Origin of the sequence: Pseudodesulfovibrio mercurii, assembly GCF_000189295.2 — a bacterium.
Taxonomy (GTDB): domain Bacteria; phylum Desulfobacterota; class Desulfovibrionia; order Desulfovibrionales; family Desulfovibrionaceae; genus Pseudodesulfovibrio; species Pseudodesulfovibrio mercurii.
The window spans coordinates 643,187-666,191 of the sequence record NC_016803.1; the positions used below are offsets into that span (position 1 = coordinate 643,187).

General features: G+C 66.0%; 27 protein-coding genes. 3 read left to right on the forward strand and 24 right to left on the reverse strand.

Annotated features, from left to right (window positions below):
• Window positions 1–15: 15 nt before the first annotated feature.
• From DND132_RS03000 to DND132_RS03050, 11 genes are all read right to left on the reverse strand, one after another.
• Window positions 16–486 (reverse strand): MarR family winged helix-turn-helix transcriptional regulator, encoded by a 471-nt coding sequence (locus tag DND132_RS03000; protein WP_014321232.1) that lies wholly within the window; start codon window positions 484–486, stop codon window positions 16–18.
• 135 nt (window positions 487–621) lie between these two features.
• Entirely contained in the window at window positions 622–1,335 is a 714-nt protein-coding gene (locus DND132_RS03005) for an amino acid ABC transporter permease (RefSeq protein WP_014321233.1), read from the reverse strand.
• Between the two features lie 61 nt (window positions 1,336–1,396).
• Window positions 1,397–2,158 carry a basic amino acid ABC transporter substrate-binding protein gene (locus DND132_RS03010; protein ID WP_014321234.1) on the reverse strand — a complete coding sequence of 254 codons (762 nt, stop codon included), beginning with the start codon at window positions 2,156–2,158 and terminating at the stop codon, window positions 1,397–1,399.
• 76 nt (window positions 2,159–2,234) lie between these two features.
• On the reverse strand, window positions 2,235–3,770 hold the full coding sequence (locus DND132_RS03015; protein WP_014321235.1) for an ABC transporter ATP-binding protein: 1,536 nt from the start codon (window positions 3,768–3,770) through the stop codon (window positions 2,235–2,237).
• Window positions 3,771–3,773: 3 nt separating this feature from the next.
• On the reverse strand, window positions 3,774–4,691 hold the full coding sequence (locus DND132_RS03020) for an ABC transporter permease (protein ID WP_014321236.1): 918 nt from the start codon (window positions 4,689–4,691) through the stop codon (window positions 3,774–3,776).
• A 4-nt stretch (window positions 4,692–4,695) separates the two neighbouring features.
• On the reverse strand, window positions 4,696–5,757 hold the full coding sequence (locus tag DND132_RS03025; protein WP_014321237.1) for an ABC transporter permease: 1,062 nt from the start codon (window positions 5,755–5,757) through the stop codon (window positions 4,696–4,698).
• A gap of 9 nt (window positions 5,758–5,766) precedes the next feature.
• Window positions 5,767–6,912 carry a BMP family ABC transporter substrate-binding protein gene (locus DND132_RS03030; protein WP_014321238.1) on the reverse strand — a complete coding sequence of 382 codons (1,146 nt, stop codon included), beginning with the start codon at window positions 6,910–6,912 and terminating at the stop codon, window positions 5,767–5,769.
• A 131-nt stretch (window positions 6,913–7,043) separates the two neighbouring features.
• Entirely contained in the window at window positions 7,044–7,526 is a 483-nt protein-coding gene (gene gpt, locus DND132_RS03035; protein ID WP_014321239.1) for a xanthine phosphoribosyltransferase, read from the reverse strand.
• 122 nt (window positions 7,527–7,648) lie between these two features.
• Entirely contained in the window at window positions 7,649–8,611 is a 963-nt protein-coding gene (locus DND132_RS03040; RefSeq protein ID WP_014321240.1) for a glucokinase, read from the reverse strand.
• Between the two features lie 108 nt (window positions 8,612–8,719).
• Window positions 8,720–9,613 carry a motility protein A gene (locus tag DND132_RS03045; protein ID WP_014321241.1) on the reverse strand — a complete coding sequence of 298 codons (894 nt, stop codon included), beginning with the start codon at window positions 9,611–9,613 and terminating at the stop codon, window positions 8,720–8,722.
• 16 nt (window positions 9,614–9,629) lie between these two features.
• Complete coding sequence (locus DND132_RS03050) at window positions 9,630–10,343, reverse strand: OmpA/MotB family protein (protein ID WP_238528317.1); 714 nt, start codon at window positions 10,341–10,343, stop codon at window positions 9,630–9,632.
• A gap of 211 nt (window positions 10,344–10,554) precedes the next feature.
• Between DND132_RS03050 and DND132_RS03055 the strand changes: the two genes are divergently transcribed.
• Together DND132_RS03055 and DND132_RS03060 are read left to right on the forward strand one after the other, a co-directional pair.
• Window positions 10,555–11,166, forward strand: coding sequence for a Maf family protein (locus tag DND132_RS03055; protein ID WP_014321243.1), 612 nt, complete (start codon window positions 10,555–10,557; stop codon window positions 11,164–11,166).
• A 35-nt stretch (window positions 11,167–11,201) separates the two neighbouring features.
• On the forward strand, window positions 11,202–11,624 hold the full coding sequence (locus DND132_RS03060; RefSeq protein ID WP_014321244.1) for a GNAT family N-acetyltransferase: 423 nt from the start codon (window positions 11,202–11,204) through the stop codon (window positions 11,622–11,624).
• 16 nt (window positions 11,625–11,640) lie between these two features.
• On the opposite strand, the gene DND132_RS03065 is transcribed toward DND132_RS03060, so the two are convergent.
• The 3 genes from DND132_RS03065 to DND132_RS03075 all read right to left on the reverse strand — a co-directional run bounded on the left by DND132_RS03065 (window position 11,641) and on the right by DND132_RS03075 (window position 13,485).
• Complete coding sequence (locus DND132_RS03065; RefSeq protein WP_014321245.1) at window positions 11,641–12,210, reverse strand: class I SAM-dependent methyltransferase; 570 nt, start codon at window positions 12,208–12,210, stop codon at window positions 11,641–11,643.
• Window positions 12,211–12,279: 69 nt separating this feature from the next.
• On the reverse strand, window positions 12,280–12,768 hold the full coding sequence (locus DND132_RS03070) for a GNAT family N-acetyltransferase (protein ID WP_014321246.1): 489 nt from the start codon (window positions 12,766–12,768) through the stop codon (window positions 12,280–12,282).
• Window positions 12,769–12,930: 162 nt separating this feature from the next.
• Window positions 12,931–13,485 (reverse strand): GNAT family N-acetyltransferase, encoded by a 555-nt coding sequence (locus DND132_RS03075; RefSeq protein WP_014321247.1) that lies wholly within the window; start codon window positions 13,483–13,485, stop codon window positions 12,931–12,933.
• 285 nt (window positions 13,486–13,770) lie between these two features.
• On the opposite strand from DND132_RS03075, the gene DND132_RS03085 reads away from it, so the two are divergent.
• The gene (locus tag DND132_RS03085; RefSeq protein WP_014321248.1) at window positions 13,771–14,253 is read left to right on the forward strand and encodes a phosphatidylglycerophosphatase A family protein; all 483 of its coding nucleotides are present in this window, start codon (window positions 13,771–13,773) and stop codon (window positions 14,251–14,253) included.
• Window positions 14,254–14,580: 327 nt separating this feature from the next.
• On the opposite strand, the gene pal is transcribed toward DND132_RS03085, so the two are convergent.
• The 10 genes from pal to DND132_RS03135 all read right to left on the reverse strand — a co-directional run bounded on the left by pal (window position 14,581) and on the right by DND132_RS03135 (window position 22,995).
• A complete protein-coding gene (pal, locus tag DND132_RS03090; protein ID WP_014321249.1) occupies window positions 14,581–15,135 on the reverse strand; it encodes a peptidoglycan-associated lipoprotein Pal in 555 nt (184 codons plus the stop codon).
• Between the two features lie 120 nt (window positions 15,136–15,255).
• Window positions 15,256–16,563 carry a PD40 domain-containing protein gene (locus DND132_RS03095; protein WP_014321250.1) on the reverse strand — a complete coding sequence of 436 codons (1,308 nt, stop codon included), beginning with the start codon at window positions 16,561–16,563 and terminating at the stop codon, window positions 15,256–15,258.
• Window positions 16,564–16,568: 5 nt separating this feature from the next.
• Window positions 16,569–17,465 carry a TonB family protein gene (locus DND132_RS03100; protein WP_014321251.1) on the reverse strand — a complete coding sequence of 299 codons (897 nt, stop codon included), beginning with the start codon at window positions 17,463–17,465 and terminating at the stop codon, window positions 16,569–16,571.
• A gap of 21 nt (window positions 17,466–17,486) precedes the next feature.
• On the reverse strand, window positions 17,487–17,903 hold the full coding sequence (tolR, locus tag DND132_RS03105) for a protein TolR (RefSeq protein WP_014321252.1): 417 nt from the start codon (window positions 17,901–17,903) through the stop codon (window positions 17,487–17,489).
• Window positions 17,904–17,912: 9 nt separating this feature from the next.
• The gene (locus DND132_RS03110) at window positions 17,913–18,614 is read right to left on the reverse strand and encodes a MotA/TolQ/ExbB proton channel family protein (RefSeq protein ID WP_014321253.1); all 702 of its coding nucleotides are present in this window, start codon (window positions 18,612–18,614) and stop codon (window positions 17,913–17,915) included.
• Between the two features lie 141 nt (window positions 18,615–18,755).
• A complete protein-coding gene (locus DND132_RS03115; RefSeq protein ID WP_014321254.1) occupies window positions 18,756–19,406 on the reverse strand; it encodes a histidinol phosphate phosphatase domain-containing protein in 651 nt (216 codons plus the stop codon).
• 7 nt (window positions 19,407–19,413) lie between these two features.
• Complete coding sequence (locus DND132_RS03120) at window positions 19,414–19,908, reverse strand: bifunctional nuclease family protein (RefSeq protein ID WP_014321255.1); 495 nt, start codon at window positions 19,906–19,908, stop codon at window positions 19,414–19,416.
• The gene (miaB, locus tag DND132_RS03125) at window positions 19,902–21,248 is read right to left on the reverse strand and encodes a tRNA (N6-isopentenyl adenosine(37)-C2)-methylthiotransferase MiaB (RefSeq protein ID WP_041915680.1); all 1,347 of its coding nucleotides are present in this window, start codon (window positions 21,246–21,248) and stop codon (window positions 19,902–19,904) included. The genes DND132_RS03120 and miaB overlap by 7 nt, the downstream gene beginning before the upstream one ends.
• 73 nt (window positions 21,249–21,321) lie before the next feature.
• Window positions 21,322–21,909 carry an adenylyl-sulfate kinase gene (locus DND132_RS03130; protein WP_014321257.1) on the reverse strand — a complete coding sequence of 196 codons (588 nt, stop codon included), beginning with the start codon at window positions 21,907–21,909 and terminating at the stop codon, window positions 21,322–21,324.
• Window positions 21,910–21,912: 3 nt separating this feature from the next.
• A complete protein-coding gene (locus tag DND132_RS03135) occupies window positions 21,913–22,995 on the reverse strand; it encodes a phosphotransferase family protein (protein ID WP_014321258.1) in 1,083 nt (360 codons plus the stop codon).
• Window positions 22,996–23,005: the final 10 nt, after the last annotated feature.

Consider the following 23,005-nt stretch of genomic DNA (forward strand, 5'->3'; position numbering starts at 1 on the left):
ATCCCTCAAAAAAAATCAGGCCATCAAATCCCTGACCGACTTCATGTGCCGCGAAAGCAGGGACAGGGAATGGAGCAGCTCGGCGCGCTGCTCGGGATTGAACCATGCCAGCACGGCCTGGTGCGCCTCGAAGCGGAACCGGGCGATCTCCCCGATGAGCCGCCCGCCCTCGGGCGTCAGGGAGAGGAGCTTGACGCGCGAGTCGGCGGGATCGGGCAGGGACGCCAGCAGACCGCGCCGGACAAGGGCCGAGACCAGCTTGGTCACCCGGCTCTTGGCCACGTTCAGGCGGTAGGCCAGTCCCTTGGCCGTCAGGTAACGCTCCCCTTCGAAGAGCAGCAGGCAGCGCAGCTCGGCGTCGGGCAGCTCGAACCGCTCGCTCTGGTATTGCAGCCGTTCGCGGCAGCACTGGAACAGGGACTCCATCAGGTGCTCGAATTCGACCACGTCGCGGTCTGGTATGCGGGTATCAATATTTTTGTTCATGGTATGAACAATACCCATTGTTCGTCGAAAGTCAAGGGAAAGAGGACGGACCACGTGAAAACCCCCTCCGGGCCGGGGCCGGGAGGGGGTTTCAGGCAGGGATGACGGCGGACGCCGTTCCGGGGTCGCCGGGCGCTAGCCCAGGTCCGGGACGGCCCCCTTCTTTTCCGTGCGCGCCCCGCTGCCCGCGGAGAGTTTGCGCTCCAGGGCGTTGAACAGGCGCGAGAAGCCGAAGGTCAGCACCAGGTAGATGCAGCCCACGCCCACCAGGAACGGCACGTAGGTGTAGTAGCGCGCGCCCAGGACCTTGGCCGTGAACATGAGCTCGGCCACGCCGATGGTGGAGATGAGCGACGAGTCCTTGAGCAGGACGATGAGCTCGTTGCCGAGCGGCGGAATCATCCGCTTGAGGGCCTGGGGCAGGATGACGTGGAACATGGCCTGGGTGTGGGACAGGCCGGTGGATCGCGCGGCCTCCATCTGGCCCTTGTTGATGGACTGGATGCCCGCGCGGATGATCTCGGCGTTGTACGCCCCGCTGTTGATGCCGAGCGCCACGATGCCGGTGATCAGCGGATCGGGAGTGAACCCGTCGCCCGTGGCCAGCATGTAGAGCTGGGGAAAACCGAGGTAGAAGAAGAATATCTGGAGCAGCATGGGGGTGCCGCGGATGACCTGGATGTAGACGTCGGCGATCACCCTGATCTGCACGCGGCGGCTGATGCGCCCGGTCCCGGCCAGGATGCCGAGAAAAAGCCCCAGGGCCAGGGCCCCGAAGGTCACCTGGAGGGTGATCCAGGCCCCGTGCAGGAGCATGTCCTGGTGTTTGAAAAGCAGCGAGAAATCCATCGCCGGACCTCCTGAAAAAAAGAGGCCGGGGACCTGCGCCCCCGGCCCGGTTGCGACTAGACTAGAGGTTCCACTTCTTGACGATGGCGGCGTAGGTGCCGTCCGCCTTGACCGCCTCCAGACCCTGGTTCAGGGCCTGCAGCAGGGCGTCGTTGCCCTTGCGGGTGATCATGGCGAATTCTTCAAAGGTCAGGGGCTCGCCGGCGCGCTTGAACTTGCCCTGCTTGACGAACTCGTCGGCCACGGAGATGTCGGCGACGACCGCGTCCGCGACCTTGTTGCCGAGCATCATGAAGGCGATGTTGTAGCTCTCGGGCTTGACCACTTCGGCGCCCTCGATCTTGTCGGCCTCCTGCTCGCCGGTGGTGCCCAGCTGGACCGCGATCTTTTTGCCCTTGAGGTCGGCGGCGGACTTGATGTCAGAGTCGTTGCGCACGACCAGGGCCTGGCCGCTGGCGAAGTACGGGGCGGAGAAGCTGACCTGCCCGGCGCGCTCCGGGGTGACGGAGAAGCCGGACATGCCCATGTCCACCTGACCGCTCTGGGTGGCGGTGACGATGGCCGCGAAGTCCATGGTCACCCACTGGACCTTGACGCCCATCTTGGCGGCGATGGCGTTCAGCAGGTCCACGTCGAAGCCGACGCGCTCGCCGCCGTCGCCGATGGACTCGAACGGCGGGTAGTCCGGGGAGTTGCCCACGGTGATGACGCCCTTGGCCTTGATCTTGTCCAGGGTGGTTCCGGCCTGGGCGAAGGTGGCGAAGGCGCACAGCGAGATGATCGCGGCGAGCATAAGCAGCATGCGCATTTTGTTGAACTTCATATCATTCTCCTTGCTGATGGATTAATGGGATCAATCCGGTCGGGGAACCGGAAAATTCGTTTTCGTCGAGGCGGGATCAATCGACGATGCCGGCCATGAGCGGGCCGATCCTGCGGGTGATGCCCTTGCCGGAGTTGTCGAGGATGTCCAGGATGCGGCCGCGATAGATGACCGCCACGCGGTCGGCCAGTTGCAGGGCCTCGTTGAGGTCACCGGTGACCAGGAGCACCCCGGCCATGGCGCGGGCCTCCAGCAGCCGGTTCCAGACCTCCTCGGTGGCCGAAACGTCCAGTCCCTGGGTGGGCTGCTCGGCCACGATGAGCTTGGGCTCGCGGTACAGTTCGCGGGCCAGGACGGCCTTCTGCAGGTTGCCGCCCGAGAGCTGCCAGGCCAGGGCGTGGATGCGGCCCGGCCGGATGTCGAACTTCTCGATGAGCCGGACCGTGTGCTTGGCCGCCCGCTTCTTGTCCAGCCAGGGACCCTTGGCGAACCCGTCGCGCGTGGTCAGGAGCAGGTTGTCCACCAGGTTCTGGTTGGGCAGCGTGGCCAGGCCGAGCCGGTCCTCGGGGATGTAGCACATGGACCGGTTCCAGGTGGACTCGGCAAAAAACTGCCGCCACGGCTTGCCCATGATGAAGACCGTGTCCAGCGGCGGCTTGACCAGGCCGGTGACGGCCTCGACCAGGGCCTTCTGGCCGTTGCCCGCCACGCCCACCAGGGCCACGATCTCGCCCCGGCGCACGTCCAGGTCCACCTCGGTGAGCCCCAGGCCGGTCAGGTTCCGGACCTCCAGGACCTTGTCGCCGATCTCGGCGGGCATGCGGTCCACCTCCAGGAGCACCTCCTTGCCGACCATGCGCGAGGCCAGGTCCGCCTTGGATTCGATGGACTCCGGGTCCAGTTCGCCCTCGATGCGGCCGCGCCGCAGGATGGCGATCTCGTCGGCCAGGGCGATGACCTCCTCCAGCTTGTGGGAGATGAAGATGATCGCCTTGCCCTGCTCGGTCATGCGCCACAGGACCTCGAAAAGATTGCGGGTCTCCTCCGGGGTGAGGACCGCCGTGGGCTCGTCGAAGATGAGGATGCGGCTCTCGCGATACAAAAGTTTGAGGATCTCCACCAACTGGCGCTCGCCCATGGACAGCTCGCAGATGCGCGCGGCCGGATCGATGTTCAGGCCGTACTTTTCGGCCAGCCCGCCCACCCGGTGCTCCATCTCGCGCTGGGAGACGAAGAAGCCCCCTTCCTGGCCGAGCAGGACGTTCTCGGCCACGGTCATGGAATCCACGAGCATGAAGTGCTGGTAGACCATGCCGATGCCCGCCCGGATGGCGTCCTTGGAGGAGCTGAAGCGAACCGGCGCGCCGTCGATCTCAATGGTCCCCTCGTCCGGCTTGTAGCGGCCCGCGAGCATGGACATCATGGTGGACTTGCCCGCCCCGTTCTCGCCGAGCAGGGCCTTGATCCGGCCGGGGTAGACGTCCAGGGTGATGGCGTCGTTGGCCAGGACCTTGCCGAACCGCTTGGTCAGCCCCTTGAGGGCGACCACGGGCTGCGTGCCCTCGGGGATGGGCCGCGTGCGCACCGGCCGGACGAACTTCAGGTCGGTCATCCCCTACCCCTCCGGCTCGATGTTGGTGCCGAGCGCGGCGGGCGCGTCGATGCGGCGGCCCCGCCAGGCCGACAGGATCAGGACCAGGATGGTCAGCAGGTAGGGCAGCATGAGCAGCAGGGAGGACGGCAGGTGCGTGCCCGCGGCCTGGAGCCGGAGCTGGAAGGCCATGACCCCGCCGAAGAGGTACGCGCCGACCACGGCCCGGCCCGGACGCCAGAAGGCGAAGATGACCAGAGCCACGGCGATCCAGCCGCGACCGCCGGACAGCCCGTTGGTCCACAGGTGGGTGTAGGCGAGCGACAGGTACGCCCCGCCGAGCCCCACCAGGAAGCCGCCCGCGATGACAGCAAAGTAGCGCAGCCGGATGGGCTTGAGGCCCGCTGCGGCGGCCGCTGCGGGCATCTCGCCGGTGGCGGCCACGTGCAGGCCGAGGCTGGTCCGCCGGAAGAAGAACCAGAAGACGACCGGGATGATGAAGGACACGTAGACGAGCATGTCGTGCCGGAAGAAGATGTCGCCGAGCACCGGAATCCGCGCAAGCAGCGGGAAATCGAAGGGATCGAAGCCGGGCGCGGCCAGGCCCACGTAGGGCACGCCGAGGAAATGGGTCAGGCCGCCGCCCAGGATGGTCAGGGCCAGGCCGGAGACCACCTGGTTGCCCAGGCAGGTGACGCAGACAAAGGCGTGCAGCGAGGCCATGAGCATGCCCGCGCAACCGCCCGCCAGGAAGCCGAGCCAGGGGGAGCCGGTGACGTAGCTGGCCCAGAAGGCGGCCAGGGCCGAGATGGCCATCATGCCCTCCACGCCGAGGTTCAGCACCCCGCCCTTCTCGGTCATCATCTCGCCCAGGGTGGCGTACAGGATGGGGGTGCCGGACTGCACGGTGGCCGCGAACAGCGGTATGAGGAAATCCCACATGGCCCTACTCCTGTCCCTGGCTGCGGACCAGCTTGTAGGTCAGGAAAAACTGTCCGGCCAGCACGGTCAGGAGGATGATGCCCTCCATGATGGTCCCGAAGGCCGCCGGGATCTGCAATTTGAGCTGCATGTTCTCCACCCCGACCCGCAGCGCGGCCAGGAGGAAGGAGGCGAAGGCGATGTTCAGGGGCTCGAGCCGGGCCAGCCAGGCGACCACGATGGCGGTGTAGCCGTAGCCGACCATGAGCGAGGGCTGGAGCCGGTTGAGGATGGCCGAGGTCTCCACGCAGCCCGCCCAGCCCGCGAAACCGCCGGACAGGCCCATGACCAGCAGGACGAGCATGCCGTAGCGGATCTTGGCGTAGCGGGCCACGCGCGCGCCCTCGCCGCTGGCCTTGAGCTCGAAGCCCAGCCGGGTGAAGCGCATGAAACCCCACAGCCCCACGCCCACGACCACGCAGAAGAGCAGGCCCCAGTGCACGCGGCTGCCCCCGATGGTCGGGATGATCGCACCCTCGGTGAATTCGGGGGTCATGGGAAAACCGAAGCTGGCCGGGTCCTTCCAGACCCCGAAGACCAGGTAGTCCAGGAGCAGGATGGCGATGTAGTTGAGCATCAGGGTGGAGATGATCTCGTTGACCCGCAGCTTCAGCCTGAGCACGGCCGGGATGAGCGCCCAGGCCCCGCCCAGGATGAAGGCCATGACGAACATGAGCGGCAGGAGGACGAACCGGGGCAGGTTCGGGAAGGCCAGGGCCATCCAGGTGGCCCCGATGGCCCCCAGGGCGAACTGCCCCTCGGCCCCGATGTTCCATATCTGCATGCGGAAGGCCACGGCCACGCCGAGCGAACAGAGGAACAGGGGAATGGCCTTGAGGAGCACGTCCTCGAGCGACCAGACGTTGCCGAAACTCCCCTGCCAGAGCACGGTCAGCCCGTAGAGGGCGTCCTTGCCCTGCCCTTCGAGGAGCAGGCCGCTGAGCACGAGGGAAAAGAGCAGGGCGCCCAGGAATACGACCAGGGCGCCCCACTTCCAGGGTTCATCTCTTTTTCGGATCTTCAGCACGTGACCGACTTAGTTGGTGGTGCCGACCACGCCTTCCACGAACCAGTCCATGCCGAGCAGCGCGCCGTCGTCCGGGGTCGAGCCCTCGGCGATGGCCACCTCACCGGCCTGGTTCTTGATCGGACCGGCGAAGACCGTGTCCTTGCCGGCCATGAGCTCGGCCTTCTTGGCGTTGACCAGGGACTTGACGTCGTCCGGGACCATGGCGCCCATGGGGGCGATGTCGACCACGCCGTCCTGCATGGACCACCAGGTGGACTGGTCACCCTGCCAGGAGCCGTCGCGGACCGCTTCCACGGTCTTCACGTACATGGGGCCCCAGTTCCAGATGGCCGAGGTCAGGTTGGCCTTGGGCGCGAAGGAGGACATGTCGGAGTTGTAGCCGATGCAGTAGGCGCCCGCTTCCTGGGCGGCTTCCTGGGCGGCCGGGGAGTCCTGGTGCTGGGTGATGACGTCGCAACCGGCGTCCAGCAGGGACTTGGCGGCGTCCTTTTCCAGGGCCGGGTCATACCAGGTCTTGGTCCAGACCACGTGCACCTTGACGTCCGGGTTCACCTGGCGCGCGCCGATGGTGAAGGCGTTGATGCCGCGAATGACCTCGGGGATGGGGAATGCGGCCACGTAACCGAGCTTGTTGGACTTGGTCATGGAACCGGCGATCAGCCCGGTCAGGTAGCGGGCCTGGTAGATGCGGCCGAAGTAGTTGCTGACGTTGGCTCCCTTCTTGAAGCCGGAGCAGTGCATGAACTTGGTGTCGGGAAATTCCTTGGCGACCTTCATGACCGGGTCCATGTAGCCGAAGCTGGTGGCGAAGATGATGTCCATCCCCTCGCGGGCCATGTTGCGCAGCACGCGCTCGGAATCCGCGCCCTCGGGCACCGACTCGGCGAATTTGGTGGTGGCCCAGGGCAGGGCGTCCACGGCCTGGCGGCCGAGATCGTGGGCGTAGGAGTACCCGGCGTCGCCCACCGGGGACACGTAGATGAACCCGGCCTTGACCATCTTGGGCTCTTCCTTGGGCGCGGGGGCCTGGGCCTCTTCGGTCTTGGCGGGTTCTTCGGCTTTCTTCTCCTGCGGGGCTTCACCGCAGGCGAAAAGGGACAGCGACAGCAGCAGGGCCGCCGGCAGACCAATCAATTTGAGCAGTTTCTTCATGAGGACCTCTCCGTTAGCGGTTGCATATCAAAAACGCATATCTCAGCAGCAGGTATCGGGCAAGACCCAATTTGTTCGGGCCATGACGATTCCCTTGTTTTTCAAGAAGAAATTTTTCCGGCAGCGGCCTGCTACTCCGAGGCCTGGGCGATGGGCTCCACGAACTGCGAACCGGCGTCCCAGGGGAACAGAATCCAGGTGTCCTGGCTGACCTCGGTGATGAAGGTGTCCACCGTGGGGCGGCCCGCGGGCTTGGCGTAGACCGTGGCGAAGTGCGCCCTGGGGACCATGTCGCGGGCGATCTTGGCGGTCTTGCCCGTGTCCACCAGGTCGTCGATGAGCAGCCAGCCCTCGCCGTCGTTGTCCACTTCCTTGAGTATGGTGGCCTCGCCCTGGTTCTTCCAGTCGTAGGAGGACAGGCAGATGGTGTCGATGAGGTGGATGTCCAGCTCACGGGCGATGATGGCCGCCGGGACCAGACCGCCACGGGTGATGGCCAGGATGCCCTTCCACGGTCCCTTGTCCACCAGCCGCCAGGACAGGGCCCGGCAGTCGCGGTGCAACTGCTCCCAGGAAACCGGAAACATCTTCTGGTATCGGCTCTTGTCAACCATGGTTACACTCCTTGAACGGTGTCGGAACGTCGGGCTTCGTACCCGTGTCCGGGCAATTAATCAAGGGGTCTCGGCCGCGTTCGTGCACGACGTGGAGACGGTCTCGGTTTCCGGCCTCGGGATCACCCTCTTCCGCCGCGCCCGGCCAGCATCTGTGCGCCGAAGAAGGCCGCGCCGAACAGGCCGCTCGCCTGGTTGGCGTTGAGCCGGACCGGGATGGTGCCCAGGAACTCCTGGTACACGTGGGAATTGTGAAATTCCTCCAGAAAATCGGGAACCTGCACGAACATGGGGTTCTTGGCCGCCACCCCGCCCGCGATGAACATGCCGCCGGTGGTCATCAGCCCGATGGCCCAGTTGCGGCACGCCCTGGCGTAGAACCGGGCGTACCACCGGGTGGTCTCGCTTTGCGGGGTGATCCGGGCCGAGATTTCCTTGGGCGTCAGGTCCTCGCCGGTCAGGAAGCGGTGCACGAGTTGAAGCCCCAGGCCGGTGACCACGGAGTCCCCCTCGGGCCAGTTGCGCCCGCTTTCGATGCGGTTGAACTCCGCGTACTCGGCCTCGTCCCGGCCGATGAAGGGGAAGGCCATGTGTCCGCCCTCTGACGGCAGGGCCGTCCAGGTGTCGCCGGTCCTGAGCAGCGCGGAATAGCCGAGCCCGGTCCCGGCCCCGATGATCCCGATGGTCTCTCCGTCCACGGGCTCCCCGGCCTGGATGACCAGGGCGTCGGCCACGGCCGAGGTGCGGCAGGCATAGGCCTGGGCCGAAAAATCGTTGATCAGGCGCACTGCGGGCGTGCCGAAGTCCACCTCGCGCAGGTCGATGCCCCACGGCGCGTTGGGCAGGTCCGGGCAGGTCAGGCCGTGGTACACGGCCCCGGCCGGGGCCAGGACCGCCGCCTCGAAGCCGCCCGGCCGGACCGGGAACTCGCTGTCCCAGAGCTGTTCCAGGAGCTCCGGAAAGGTCCGCGCCCCGTGGGTGTCGAGCCAGATGGAATCCAGCATCTCGAGGTCGTTGCCCCGCGCCTCGAACAAGGCGAAACGACTGTGGGTGCCGCCGATGTCGGCGGCCAGAATCTTGGCCATGCGCCCCTCTCCTCCGTGAAACGCACCGTAGCACAATCGGGCGAAAAAAAAAGGAGCCCGAAGGCCCCTTTTTCAGCTGATTCACCCGGTTCGACCCGACGCTCGGCGTCAGGCCGCCTCGGTGGCCTTGTCCATGGCAGTTTGAGCCGCCTCCGCGCCCTCCGTGCCGTCCGCCATGTCGGCCAGTTCCACGGGGCCGCGCTTGCGCTGCACGTACTTGCGGGTGATGCGCCGCAGGGTTTCGGTCTTGCCCTCACGCTCGGACGGAGACAGAAACGAGGCCAGCTTGCGCTCGAGCTTGTAGGAGTTCTGCTCCTTGCTGATGGCCACGATGCCCTCCATGACCAGCTTCTGGTTGAGCAGCTCGGCCCTCGTTGAATAATTGATGTTTTCGGCAATGGGCGAGAACACCAGGTGGGACAGGATCAGCCCGTACAGGGTGGAGATGAAAGCCACCGGGATGTTTTTGAGGATCACGGCCGTGTCGTTGATGCCCATGAGCAGGCCGATGAGCCCGATGACCGATCCGGCCACGCCGAAGGCCGGGGCCGTGCGGGCCAGGGTCTGGAAGAACCGCTCGCTCTGCTGGCGGCGCAGGTTGAAGAAGGCCATCTCCGCGTTCAGGCACTCGCGGATCTCCTCCTCCTTGTAGTTGTCCACCAGCAGGCACAGCCCGCTCTTCATGAAGGAGCTGGTGGCCTTGTTGGCCGAGCGCTCCAGGGAGAGCACGCCGTCCACCTTGGACTTGACCGACAGGTCGAGGAGCGTGTTGACGATCTCCTCGGCCGTGGTCCGGCCGTTGGAATAGACGTTCTTGGCCACCTGGAAGGCGTTGACCACGTGTTTGACCGGGTAGCTGATGAGCATGGCCGCGCTCAGGCCGGAGATGACCACCAGGAAGGCCGCCAGGTTGAAATACGCCCCGGCCGCTCCGGTGAGCAGGAAACTGCCCGCGAAGATGATCAGGCTCAAGACGATGCCGATGAGATTCTTTCTGCCCATGCATGCCTCCGCTGGGTCAGCTGTTGTTGGCGATGACGATTTCGACCCGCCGGTTCAGGGTCTGGTTGGCCGCCGAGGTGTCGGGCAACTCGGGCTGGTACGCCCCCCTGCCGGTGATGACCAGCCGCTTGGGCTCGATGCCGAGCCGGGTGATGAGCTGGTCGGCCACGCTCGCCGCCCGCTCCGAGGACAGGGTGAAGCTGCTGGATCCCTCGGCCTCGCTCTGGTCCGCGAACCCGATGACGTGGACCAGCCCCACGCTGAGGCGGACCACGTCCCCGATCTCGTCCAGGTACGCGGCGGACTCGGGCTTGAGCCGCCCGGAGTTGCCGTCGAAGAAGAGGTCGCCGCGCAGGGTCACGCGCACCCTGCCCGGGGCCTCGCGGACCACGGTGATGCCGTTGGTCCGGGAGCGGTACAGGACCTCCTTCTCGGCCATGCGGACCACGTCCCGCGACCCGCCGGTGTCGGCCCGGCTGGCGATCTGGCCGATGAGCCCCATGAGCGGGTCCAGGGCGCCGGCCGCCTGGGCCTTCTCGGCCGACTGGCGGCTGAACAGGATCTTCACGTCCTGCTTGGTGCTCGTGTAGATGAACAGCACCACGAAGAGCACGAACATGACCATCATCAGGTCGGACCAGGGCACGGCCCAGTCGTTGGCCCCCCGGTTCGGGTCCGGCCCTTCCATCTGGTGAAACGAGGTGAATCCCAGTCCGCTGTTCGTATCCATGTCCTGCATCGTCGCTCCTGCGTTCACGCGCGCGGTCTTCGCCCACGCGCGCGATATGAAGCAAAAAACCTGCCAGGGTTGTAATCGCCGGGAATGACGAGAAAAGTTACAAACCGTGTCGGTCCATGAACGCTTTTTCGGCGAGGACCAAGGCCCCTCCGTCAAGAGTCCGTCGTTGACGCGGACCGGGATATGGGGAACATTCCGGGGCATGACGAAACCAGGCCCCTTTCAGAACCGCACCCCCATCGTCCTGGCCTCGGGCTCGCCCCGTCGGCGCGAACTGCTGTCCGACCTCGGGCTGACCTTCGACGTGCATCCGAGCCCCCTCGACGAGCCCTCGCCCGAGCCGGGCGAGACGCCCGCCGCCTACGTCCTGCGCATGGCCGAACTCAAGACCCTGGACGTGGCGACACGTTTCCGGGGCGCCACGGTCATCGGCGCGGACACCGCCGTGGTCCTGGGCGAGCGGATCATGGGCAAGCCGCGTTCCCGGCTCGACGCCCTGGACATGCTCACCGCCCTGTCCGGCGCGACCCATCAGGTGGTCACCGGCTTCTGTGTGGTTCTGCCCGACGGCAGGACCCTGTCCGAGGCCGTGAGCACGGACGTGGACATGCGCACCTCCACCGAGGGCGAGCTGATGAGCTACATCGAGACCGGCGAGCCCATGGACAAGGCCGGGGCCTACGCCATCCAGGGCGTGGGCACCTTCCTGGTCACGGCCATACGCGGTTCCTACACCAACGTGGTCGGCCTGCCCGTGGCCCGCGTCCTGGAGGTGCTCCTCGCCTCCGGCATCATCACTCCCGGACGCGGCTGAGCGCCGCCCCGCGAATCATGCAGACGAGGCATCCCATGAACTTGCGAACGACGACCGGTTGCGAAGGCATCGACTGGCAGACCGTGGCGGACATCCTCAAACTGGTGGGCATGGCCTCCCATGCGCCCGAGGTGCTCGCCAGGGCGTTCCGGGCGAGCCACACCACGGTCTTCATCCATGACGGGGACAAGCTGGTCGGCTTCGGCCGGGCCATCTCCGACGGCGCGTACCAGGCCGCGGTCTACGACTGCGCGGTCCTCCCGGAATACCAGGGCCACGGCCTCGGGGCCGCGATCATGCGCGCCATCCTGGACGGTGTGGGGGAGTGCAACGTCATCCTCTATGCGGCCCCCGGCAAGGAGGGCTTCTACCGCAAACAGGGCTTCAGCAACATGAAGACGGGCATGGCGCGGTTCGTCCGGCCCGCCGTCATGCGGGAAAAGGGCTTCACCGACTAGGCGGCCGCCCTTCCCGCTATTTCCGAATGAACCTGGCGAGATAGGTGAACTCGCCGAGATCGACCGTACCGTCCCGGACGAACCCGTGGGGGGCGGTCAGCCTGTCCGCGTCCTCCGGGCCGATGCGCTTGTCCGGGCTCGACGGGCCGGGGCCGTGGGCGAATTTCTTGAACTCGATGAGGGCGAAGACGCCGCCGGGCACGAGCACGCGGCTCAACTCGCCCATGAGGCCGGGCCGGGCCGCTTCGGGCAGATCGTGCAGGACCGTGGCCATGAACGCGGCGTCCACCGAGCCGGTCTCCAGGTCCAGGGGCTGGGAGAGGTCGGCCACCTTGGGTTCGATGTTGCCCAGCCCCTCTTCGCGCGCTGTCTCGGCCAGGGCGATGATGCCGTCCTCCCACAAATCCAGGGCGTAAACCAGGGAGCCCGCGCCCAGCCGCCGGGCCAGGGCCAGGGTGTAGTTCCCCGCGCCGCAGCCGAGGTCGAGGTACGTGGCCCGGGGGCCGACCATGATGTTGTCGAGGGCGAGGTCCAGATCAATGTGGCCGATACTGCTCTTGCCTGCGGCCTTGGGCTTGGCGTCCATGGATTCTCCTGGTCAGGGGTCTAAGGGAAGCACAGGATACGCGCCGGGCGCGGCCGCGTCAAAAGGACGCTACGGGTTGACCCGCTTGCCCATGATGGACAGGCTGTACTCCCGGCCGTCCATCTCGGCGATGTCCGGGAACCGGCCCCACTCCTCGAAGCCGAATGAGGCGAACAGCCGCATGGACCCCTCGTTGTGGGAAAAGATGTAGCCGAGCACGGTGTTGATGCCCAGGGCCGGGGTCATGTCCAGTGCCTCCCGGAGCAGCTTGCGCCCCAGCCCCTGCCGCCGGTGCTCCGGGGCGATGTAGATGCTGATCTCGGCGGTGTGGTCGTAGGCCGGACGGCCGTAGAACGATTCGAAGCTGACCCAGGCCGCCACCTCGCCGTCGATGCGCTCGACCATGATGGGCCGCCGGCCTGGCACGTGGTGCTCGAACCAGGGCCGCCTGGCCTCCACGGAGACCGGCTCGGTGTCGGCGGTGGAGATGCGCGTGGCGACCGTGGAATTGTATATCTCGACGATCCTGGGAAGATCCTGTTCGGTGGCGGGCTGCATGGGTCGGCTCCTTGGTTCGCCGGCTTCGAGCCGGTCGGGTGCGTGATCGGCGACGACCATAATCGCCCTTCCCCCGCCAGGCAAGCGCTTGCCGCCCCACTTCCCGCCTTAAAAAAGGGAGCGGACCCACGGCCCGCCCCCCATAGTCTCGTCGCTGCGCAATCACGCCTCGGCGGTCACGAAAAAGGCCGGGTCGGCGGTGATCCTCCCCCGGACCTCGCCGTCATCCAGGGAGAGGCCCAGGACATACCGGCCGGGCACGCCGTCCATGGTCAGCCCCGGCCGGGCGCTGAAACCGAACCGCGCGTAGTAGCCCGGCTCGCCCACCAGGACCACGCCGCGCGCGCCCCGGTCCCGCATGACCTCCAGGGCCTCGCGGATCAGGGCCGAGCCGATGCCCCGCCCCTGGCGTTCGGGCGTCACGCCCACCGGGCCGAGCAGGTACCAGCCCTGGTTCCCGTCTTTCATGGCAACCTCCGGGGCGTCCTCCGGGGCGTTCCCCAGCAAGGCCGGGGACAGGGCCACGTGACCGACCACCGCGCCGCCGTCCTCGGCCACCAGGGACAGGCTCAACCGGCCCGAAGCGCGCAGGGCGTCGACGATCAGGTGTTCGGTGGGTTCCGCGCCGGGCGCGTGCTGGGGATGGTTGCGGAAGGCCGCGTATTCGACCGCCCGGATGGCGGCCTCGTCGTTGTCTGTTTCCAAGCGTATCAACATGTTTTCATCCTGTTGTTTCAGTCCATGCAGAAAGACCCGCGCCCGTCCGGGACGCGGCCTCGATCCATTCCCGCCCGCTCCGAAACGGTCGCGGGCGGCACGGGACTAACGAACAAGATCCGAAAGCAAACGAGGCAAACAGTCTCCTGCAAGGGCTGCGCGGCCGCCGAAAACGGGCCGCCATGACGGTCCAGCGATACCCGCCGCCACGCACGCCCGTCAAGAACGTTGCCTGTGGCCCGGTTTCCGATTATCAAGGCGAAAAAACCAGCCCGGAGCCCGTTCATGTCCACACCCAATCCCCTCGACAAGCTCGCCGTCGCCCTGGCCACCCTCGGCCCGGTGGGCCATTTCCCCAAGGCCCCCGGCACCTGGGGCTCCCTGGCCGCCGTGGTGGCCGCCCCGTGGCTGTTCCTCTCCCTCGACCTGCCCTGGCGGCTGGCCGTGCTGCTCGGCGTGTTCATCGTCGGCACCTGGGGTTGCGGCCGGGCCGAGATCGTCATGAATCGCAAGGACCCCGGCAGCGTGGTCGTGGACGAACTCTTCGGCCAGTGGATCACCCTGCTCTTTTTCGCCATGCCCATCTGGTACCTGGCCATCGCCTTCGTCCTGTTCCGCATCTTCGACATCCTCAAGCCCTGGCCCGTCAAATGGGCCGAAACCGCCTTCCCCGGCGGCTTCGGCGTCATGCTCGACGACGGCGTGGCCGGACTTTACGCCCTGGCCTGCCTGCACCTGATCCACTACGCCGCAGGACTTCTTTTTTAGGAAAAGAATGCCTCCGGCGGCCGGGGGAAGGGGAGGAAAGAACCCTTTTCAAAGGGTTTTTCCTCCCCTTCCCCCGGACCCCCATCCCCTCCTTTTCCTAAACTTTTTGACGCCGCTTCGCGGGGTATATCGCGGTTGTCCCCCCTTATACGAAGGACGTCCTTTCATGACGGCACGTCCTTGCCGAAGGCACACAAAAAGTTCTGGAGGGGGAGTCCAGAGGGGGAACCTCTTTCAAGAGGTTCCCCCTCTGGCCGCCGGAGGCATCATAAAAAAGGACGCCGCCCATACGGGCGGCGTCCTTTTTAATTGATATCACTGACGAGGTTATTTGATGACGAATTCGTCGCGGCGGTTCTTGGCCCAGGCGGTTTCGTTGTGGCCCGGGTCCACGGGGTATTCCTCGCCGTAGCTGACGATCTTCATGCGTTCGGGTTCCACGCCCAGGATGACGAGGTGTTCGTAGGCGGCGCGGGCGCGGCGCTCGCCCAGGGCGAGGTTGTATTCCTCGGTGCCGCGTTCGTCGCAATGGCCTTCAATGACCACGTTGACGTCCGCGAACTTGCGCAGGATGGTGGCCTTCTGGGCCAGGATCGAGCGGGATTCGTCGCTCAGTTCATAGGAATTGAAGGCAAAATGGATGGTCACGTTGGTCAGTTCCTGGACAGCCTCGGCCTTTGCGCGGGCCTGCTGCTCGGCGGCCAGGGCGGCCTCATCCACGGCGGGCTCTGCCGGCTGGGGCGGCGTCCACTGGGTATCGTCCTTCACTTCGACCTGACTCTGGGTCGGCTCCGTGGTTGTAGATTTCTTCGCACACCCGGCAAAGAGAAGAAGGGACACGGCCATAAGGGCCACAATACCGACATACCATTTGATTCTCATGCTCACTCCTTGGTAGAGCCGTCGCCCGGCCATATTTGCAGTACTCCGTGAGTACCCGGTTTTCGATTTGTTACGATGTACCTTTTCCGCGCCAAAAATCAACTCCGAATATATTACAATTTACCACTGTAGGGAAGTATCCCATGCAGGGGCGAATGCGGCGCCCTTGCCCGTGGATATCCTGCGCGGCGTGTCGCCGTGCCGGGTGGTCAGGTAGAGCTGGTAGGCTCCGGTCCGGCTGGAGGCGAAGGCGATGAAGTAGCCGTCCGGGCCGAAGGCCGGATATTCGTCGTTGCCCGGCCCGAAGGTCAGCTGCTTCTCGCGGCCGGTCTCGAGGTCGTGCAGGAAGATGCGGTGGCCGTCCGAGGTCTGGTGCGTGTAGGCCACGTACCGGCCGTCGGGGCTCAGGCACGGGTGGGTGTTGTACTTGCCCGTGGTGGTCACGCGCCGGACCTGGCCGGACTGCATGTCCAGCAGGTAGATGTGCGGGTTGCCCGCCCGGCCCGAGGTGAAGGCCATCTTGGAGCCGGTCCGGTCGAAGCTCGGCGAGACGTCGATATACGGGCTGGCCCCCAGCCGCTTGCCGACCTTGTAGGACTTGCTCAGTTCGTAGATGTTGGTGGTTCCGTTGAGGTTCAGGGAGGCGTAGAGCACGTCGCCGGGGCCGTAGACCGGGCTGATGACCGTGTCGCCCAGCCCCTTGGCGATGCGCCGGATCTTGTGCGTCTTGGCCTCGTAGATGCACAGTTCATGGCGGTCGTTGCCGATGTGAGTGAAGGCGATCAGGTCGCCCTCGGCGGACCAGGCCGGGCTCAGGTTGAAGCCGCCCAGGTCGGAGATCTGCGTCAACCCCCTGCCCTGCGGCAACACCGTGTAGATTTCCTTGGCCTTGCCGTCCTGCTTGACGAAGGCGATGGGCGAATCGAAGAAGCCCTTCTTGCCGGTCAGGGCCTCGAGGAAGGCGGAACAGAACCGGTCGGCCACCATGGGCAGCTTGTCGGCCACGTCGCGGTAGGCCTTGCCGACCACGCGGCGGCCGCCGAAGGTCTCGTAGACCCGGGCCTCAAGGTACTGGCCGTTCCAGCCGGTGGTCAGGCAGAGGTCCACACGGGCGAGCTGGAGGGGCTTGAAGTCGATGTCCTGGGCGGTCACGCCCCGGCTCGGGTCGCCGCCGAGCAGCGTGGTCACCGGGACCAGCTTGAGGAACGGGATGTAGCCGAGGTCGTTGGCCACCAGTTCCTCGAAGGCCTTGGCCGCCGCCTCGGGCACGGGTTGGCCGTCGAGCCCCTTGGGCGGGAGCAGGACGATGTTGACCATGCGCTGGCCGGGGCCGTGGATGTCCACGGTCAGGGGGCCCTGGGCCGAGGCGAACGCCGCCGCGAGGCAGACGAGCAGACAGGCTGCGATGAGGATCGTTATCCGTTTCATACCGTTTACTCTGAGAGTTCCTGGCTGTTGAAATTGATGCGGATGAGCCGGTCACGCGGGGTGCGCGGCTTCTCCACATACTCGGTTTCCTTGATGGCTCGAAGGGCGGAACTGTCGAATTCAGGATTGTTCGAGGGTTCCAGGATCTTCGAGGAAAGAATCTTGCCGTCGTCCGCAAGGGTGATCTCGATGGTCACCATGAGGTTGGCCTCACCGGCAAAGGCGGGATAGCGCCAGTGCTTCTTGATGGCCGAGCCGACGATGAGGGCGTAGACCTCGGACAGGCCCGATCCGGCGCCGCCCGCCACGCCGCCCTCGCGGCCGCCCTCCTGCCCGCCCGGCTGTCCGCCGTGGGCGTAGACGTCGCTGCCCTCCTGCTTCTTCAGGGCGGCCAGTTCGCTGGCCAGGTTCTTCTGCTTGGCGGCGTCCTCGCGCTTGGCCTGGGCCTGGGCCGCGGCCATGCCCTCGGCCAGCAGTTGCTGGGCCGTCTTCTTGGGCTTGGGTTTCGGCTTGGGTTCGGGCTTGGGCTCTGGTTTCGGCTTGGGCTTGGGCTCTTCCTTCTTCTTGACCACGGTCTTCTTTTCGACCTTCTTGGGGCTGATTTCCTGGGCCTCCGGCTCGGGTTCGGGCTTGGCCTCGACCACGGGCACGGGCTTGGCCTCGGCCTGTTCGGGTTTGGCCTCGACCACGGGCACCGCCGGGGTCTCCGCGGGGGCCTGGGCCTCGGCCTGGACCTTGACGGGCGGCCCGGCCGGGGGCGGGGCCAGGGAGATCAGATCCACGTTGTACACGGGCCGGTCCAGGTTCACGCTCGGCGCGGAATAGTTCACGCCGAACAGCGCGAAGGCGAATATGCCCGCGTGGAACAAGAGAGAGAGGGTGAAGCCGAGGCCCTGCCGCATGTCTATATCAACTCTGGGAAATTACTTGTTTTTATCCGGCCTGGGCTCTTCGGCCACGATACCGAGCTTGTCGATGCCCGCCGCCTTGATCTCGCCCATGACCTGCACCACGGTGCCGTAGGGCACCTCCTTGTCCGCGCGCAGGAAGAGCTGCTTCTTCTGCCCGGACACCAGCCGCTTCAGGTGGTCCTCCAGCTCGTCCATGGACACCTGGTACTCGTCCAGGAATATCTTGCCGTCCTTCTTGACCGTCAGGACCAGATGTTCCGAATCCTGGGGCAGGTTGCGGACCGTGCGCGTGGTCGGCAGGTCCACCTCCACCCCCTGGGTCATGAGCGGGGCCGTGACCATGAAGATGATCAGCAGGACCAGCATCACGTCCACGAAGGGCGTGACGTTGATCTCGTTGAGGAACCCGCCGCCGGTCTTGATCGCCATGGCCGTCTCCTACGCCCGCTCGGGCTTGTCCGCCCAGGCGATCTCGCGCTCGGCGCGGTTCAGGAAGGCCCCGGCGAAGTCCACCATGCCGGACTCCACCTCGTTCAGCTTTCCCAGGAAATAGTTGTAGAAAATGGTCGCCGGGATGGCCACCAGCAGGCCGATGGCCGTGGCGATGAGGGCCTCGGAGATGCCCGGCGCCACCGTGGCCAGGGCCGCCGACTGGGCCATGCCGATGGAGTGGAACGAGTGCATGATGCCCCAGACCGTGCCGAACAGACCGATGAACGGGGCGGCGTTGGCGCAGGTGGCCAGGAACGGCAGGTTGCGGGTAAGCGAGCGCATTTCCTTGGAGATGCCCTGCTTGAGCACGCGCCGCAGGGTGTCCTTGACCAGCAGCCGCTTGCGCTCGCGGTTGACGCCCGCCTTTTCGAGCAGGCGGAACTCCTTGATGGCCAGGGACGCGACCCGGGCCAGGGGGGACTCCTGGTCGCCCAGGCTCTTGATGCCCTTGGCCAGGTCGCCCGCCGCCACAAAGGCCTCGTACCCCTGGATGACCTTCTTGCGGGCCGTGCCGATGGTGAAGAACTTGAGGAAGATGATGGTCCAGCTCCACAGGGACATGCACCCCAGGAAGAGCATGACCAGTTTGACCGCCAGGGTCGCCCCGGAGAGCAGGGTCAGAATGGAGTTGTCGGGCAGAAAGTTCATGATTGCACCTTTGTCGGGTCTATGGGCCGTGGGGGCCCGCTTCATGCGAAAAAAGCCGGGCCTCAAGCAAGCCACGGCTTTCCTGTATTTCTTTACGTGCCTACGCCTTCTTGGTCACGACAGTGCGACGATCGGGAAACATCATTTCATGCATCGCTGGACGATTTCCCAGGCGTTGGCCTCGGTCTGCCGGTATTCGTCCGGGGTCAGCCCCGCGCCCAGGGCGATGGTCCGGCGCAGGTCCTCGCCGACCAGGTCGCGCGGGGCATGGGCGTCGTTGTCGACCACCAGCTTGGCCCCGTATTTGCGGGCCATGGCGGCCACGTGGCCGTTGGTGTAGCTGTGGCCGCCGCGCGTGGTGATCTCGAGGGCCACGCCCTTTTCCGCGGCGAGTTGGACCTCCTCGGCGGTGATCAGGCCGGGATGGGCCAGGATGTCCACGCCCGCCTCGATGGCCGCCAGGTTGGTGCCGGGGGCCACGGGCTCCACCGGGGTCTCGCCGTGCATGACCACCACCTGCGCCCCGCTGTCGCGCGCGCTCTTGACCATCTCGGCGATGAGCGCGGGCGGCACGTGGGTCAGCTCCACGCCGGCCAGGACGTTGATGTCGAAGAAGTGCCCGTGCTTCTTGACGAAGCGCAGCACGTTCTCGAGCGCGTGGTACATGGTCGCCTCGTCCGCGTGGTCGGTCATGCAGATGGCCTTGTAGCCGATGACCTCGGCCCGGCGGACGAGTTCGGCGGGGATGAGCTCCCCGTCGCTGAAAATGGTATGGGTGTGCAGATCGATCATGTTGGGCCTACATCTTGTATTTGATGTCGTCTTCGGAGAGCTTGTCCAGCTCCTCCTGCCACTTCTCGGAGTCCTCGGTCTTGATGACCGTCTCGGGGTGTTCCGGGAACGGCCCCCCGGCCTCTTCCAGAACCGATTCGCCCGCCAGGATGGGACATTCGGCGCGCACGGCCAGGGCGATGGCGTCCGAGGGGCGGCTGTCGATGCGCTTGGTCTCGCCCCCGGCGTCGAGGACGATCTCCGCGAAGAAGGTTCCGTTCTCGATGTCGGTGATCTCCACGCGGTTGATCACGCCCCCCAGGGCGCGGATGGCGTTGAGCAGGAGGTCGTGAGTCATGGGCCGGGGAAAGGGCACCTTGTTGATGGCCATGGAGATGGACATGGCCTCCATGGCCCCGATCCAGATGGGCAGGACCCGAGTCTCCCCCTCGTCCTTGAGGACGATGATCGGAGACTTGCCCGCCTCGTCCACGGCCAATCCGAAAATCTCGACCTTTACCACGGCTCGCCCGTCCTCTCTCCCACCAGGGAGTGTTTCTTGGCTTCCACAATGCGCACCGGGACCATCCTGCCGACCAGATCGCCGCTCTCCGCCACGGAGACGTTGACGATGCGACCGGCCGGATCGCGCCCCTTCCAGGAAAGGGCATCCCCCTCCTGCATGCGGCTCAATCCCTCGATGAACGCGTCGGTTTCCACGCCCACCAGGTTCTTTAGACATTTTCTAGTAATATTATTTTGCAGAGTCTGCAAGCGCAGCAGCCGCTCGGCGGCCTCTTCGGCCGGGACCTTGGGCTCCATGTTCACGGCCGCCACGCCGGGCCTGTCGGAATACTTGAAGGAAAAGCTGGACTCGAAGCCGACCAGTTCGACCATCCGCAGGGTCTCCTTGAAGTCCTCCTCGGTCTCGCCGGGGAAGCCGACGATGAGGTCCGTGGTCAGGCTGATGTCCGGCCGCGCCGCCTTCAGGCCGTCCACGATCTCCAGGTAGCGCTTCATGTCGTACTTGCGGCGCATGGCCTTGAGCACCCGGTCCGACCCGGCCTGCATGGGCAGGTGCAGGGATGGGCACAGGTTCTCGAGTTCGCCGAAGGCGCGGATGACCTCCCCGGCGATGTCCTTGGGGTGCGAGGTGGTGAAGCGCAGCCGGTCCAGGCCGGGGATGGCGGCCACGGCGCGCAGGAGCTGGGCGAAGCTGACGCCCGTTCCGCCCTTGTCCAGGCCGAAGCTGTTGACGTTCTGCCCGAGCAGGGTGATCTCGCGCACCCCGTTGTCCACCAGGGAGCGGCACTCGTCCAGGATGGCGTCCGGGGTGCGGGACTTCTGGCGGCCACGCGTGTAGGGCACGATGCAGTAGGCGCAGAAGTTGTCGCACCCCTGCATGATGTTGACGAAGGCCTGGCGGGTGTTGTCCGGGGCGGCCGGGGTTTCGGGCCGCTCGCGCTCCTCGTACAGGGTGACGAAGTCGAGCAGAGCCACGCGCTCGTCGCTGCCCGCGGCGATGCGCTCCAGGGCGTTGGGCGCGCCCGCGATGCCGTCCGAGCCGAAGACCAGGCGGACAAAGGGGAAGCGCTCGAAGAAGCCGCGCCCCACCTGCTGGGCCACGCAGCCGCCCACGGCGGCGAACACGGATTCATCGCGTTTGCAATGCGCGGCCACCCGCCCGAGCTCGCTGTAGACCTTCTGCTCGGGCTTGTCGCGCACACTGCACGTGTTCAGGATGTAGACCTGGGCGTCGTCCTCGCCGGTCTCCTCCCACCCCCTGCTCTCCAGGGCGCGGGTCAGCCACTGCGAATCGTGGACGTTCATCTGGCACCCGAAGGTGGTGATGTGGAATTTCATATGCATGCATCCGGCTCCAAGGGGCCGGTTCGTTTCGGTTCAGGCCGATGGATCGGCGCGGTCATGTGGGCAGTTAAACACTGGCCAGCCAGGTGTCCAGAAAGTGCAAGGTTTTTCCCAAGGTCTCCTCGCGGGTCAGGGCGGTGTTGTCGATGACGAACTCGGCTCCGGGGTCGCGCTCGAAGGGCACGTCCACCCCGATGACCTCACCCAACCCCTCGAAATCGCGGCCGGTCTTCCGCCGCTCCAGGGCCTTGCGGTAGAGGTCGGCCATGACCTTCCCGGCGGGCCGTCCGGCCTCGCGGGCCATGGCCGTGTCCAGCCCGCAATGCACGAAGACCTCGGCGAACCGGGGGATGAGCGCGCGGGCGTAGCGGCGCATGGCCGCTTTGTAGGCCGAGCCGTCCAGGATCACGTTGCGCCCCCGTCGGACCAGTCGGGCCGCCTCCTCGGCGAACAGCCGGTAGGCGGTCTCGCGCTCCTCGCGGGTGTACCGGGGCTCGGGAAAATACGCCTTGCGCCGCTCGTCCATCCGGAGCAGCTCCACGTCCACGCCCCGCGCCGTGAGCGCGTCGCGCAGGCCGTCCGCCAGGGTGGACTTGCCGCTGCCGGGCAGCCCCACGACCCAGATCGCCCAGCCCTCGCCGCCTGATCCGGCCATGGCCTACTCCAGGTACCGGTTGACGTGCGCCCAGTCGAAGACGTCGTCCTCGAGCACGTTGGCCACGAAGTTGAACAACCGGCGGCGCACCCCCTCGGGGTGGTCGGGATACCACTCGGGCGAGGCGATGACCAGGCCGCGAAAGACGCAGAACGGGGCCAGGACCTCGAGGACCTCGCTGTCCCCGGTGCGCTCCAGGTACTCTCCGAAATAGGTCAGGTAGAGCTCCCGGAAGGGCCCGGCCAGTTTTTCCCGGTCGTACAGGGACCAGAGCAGGTAGTTGACCGCCATGGAGGCCAGGTCGCCGCCGGGCTCGCCCCACTCGCCCCGGCTGCGGTCGAGCACCGAAAAGTCCCCGTCGTCGGTGACGAGCACGTTCCAGGGGTGGAAGTCGCCGTGCACCGCGCTCAGCCGGTGGGCGTACCCCTTCAGCTTCCAGCGCCAGTCGATGAGCCGTTTTTCCAGGGCCCGGAAGCGATCCGCGCCGAAAAAGGCGTAGTCCGGGGGGAAGGCCTCGTCCACCAGGCCGAGGATGCACTCGCTGGCCCCGAGCAGGTTGCGGATGCGCCGGGCGTACAGGTGCGCATCGTCGAGCTTGTCCGCGTGGACCCTGGCCAGCCAGCGGGCGAACTCGCGGGCCAGGTCCAGATCGCCGTCGCGCAGACCGCTTTTCCGGATGCGTTCCAGGTCCTGGAAATAGTCGTGACCGAGGAGCTTCTCGTTGACGATGAAGAACTCCTTGGCCCCGTTCACCGGGATGAGCGCGTCCGAGCCGTCCACGTAGCCCAGGCCCAGGGGCCGGACGTGGCGCTCCATGCGGGCCGAGGTCTCGTACTGGAACATAAGCACGGCCGCCCGGTCCCAGTAGAACTGGTGGCCGTACTTGTCGCCCTTCATGACCGAGAACACGGCCTCGCGGATCGCGCCCCCGGCCTCGAAGCGGACCAGCAGGGGCTTGCCGTAGCCGAACCCCTTCATGCCCTGGGCGTCGAGGCTGCCGATGTCCCCGGCCGCCAGGAACCGGGCGTCGTCGCCGTACACGCGGCGCAGATATCGTTCGATGGCCTGGACCTTGAGTTCGATCATGTCGCCCTCC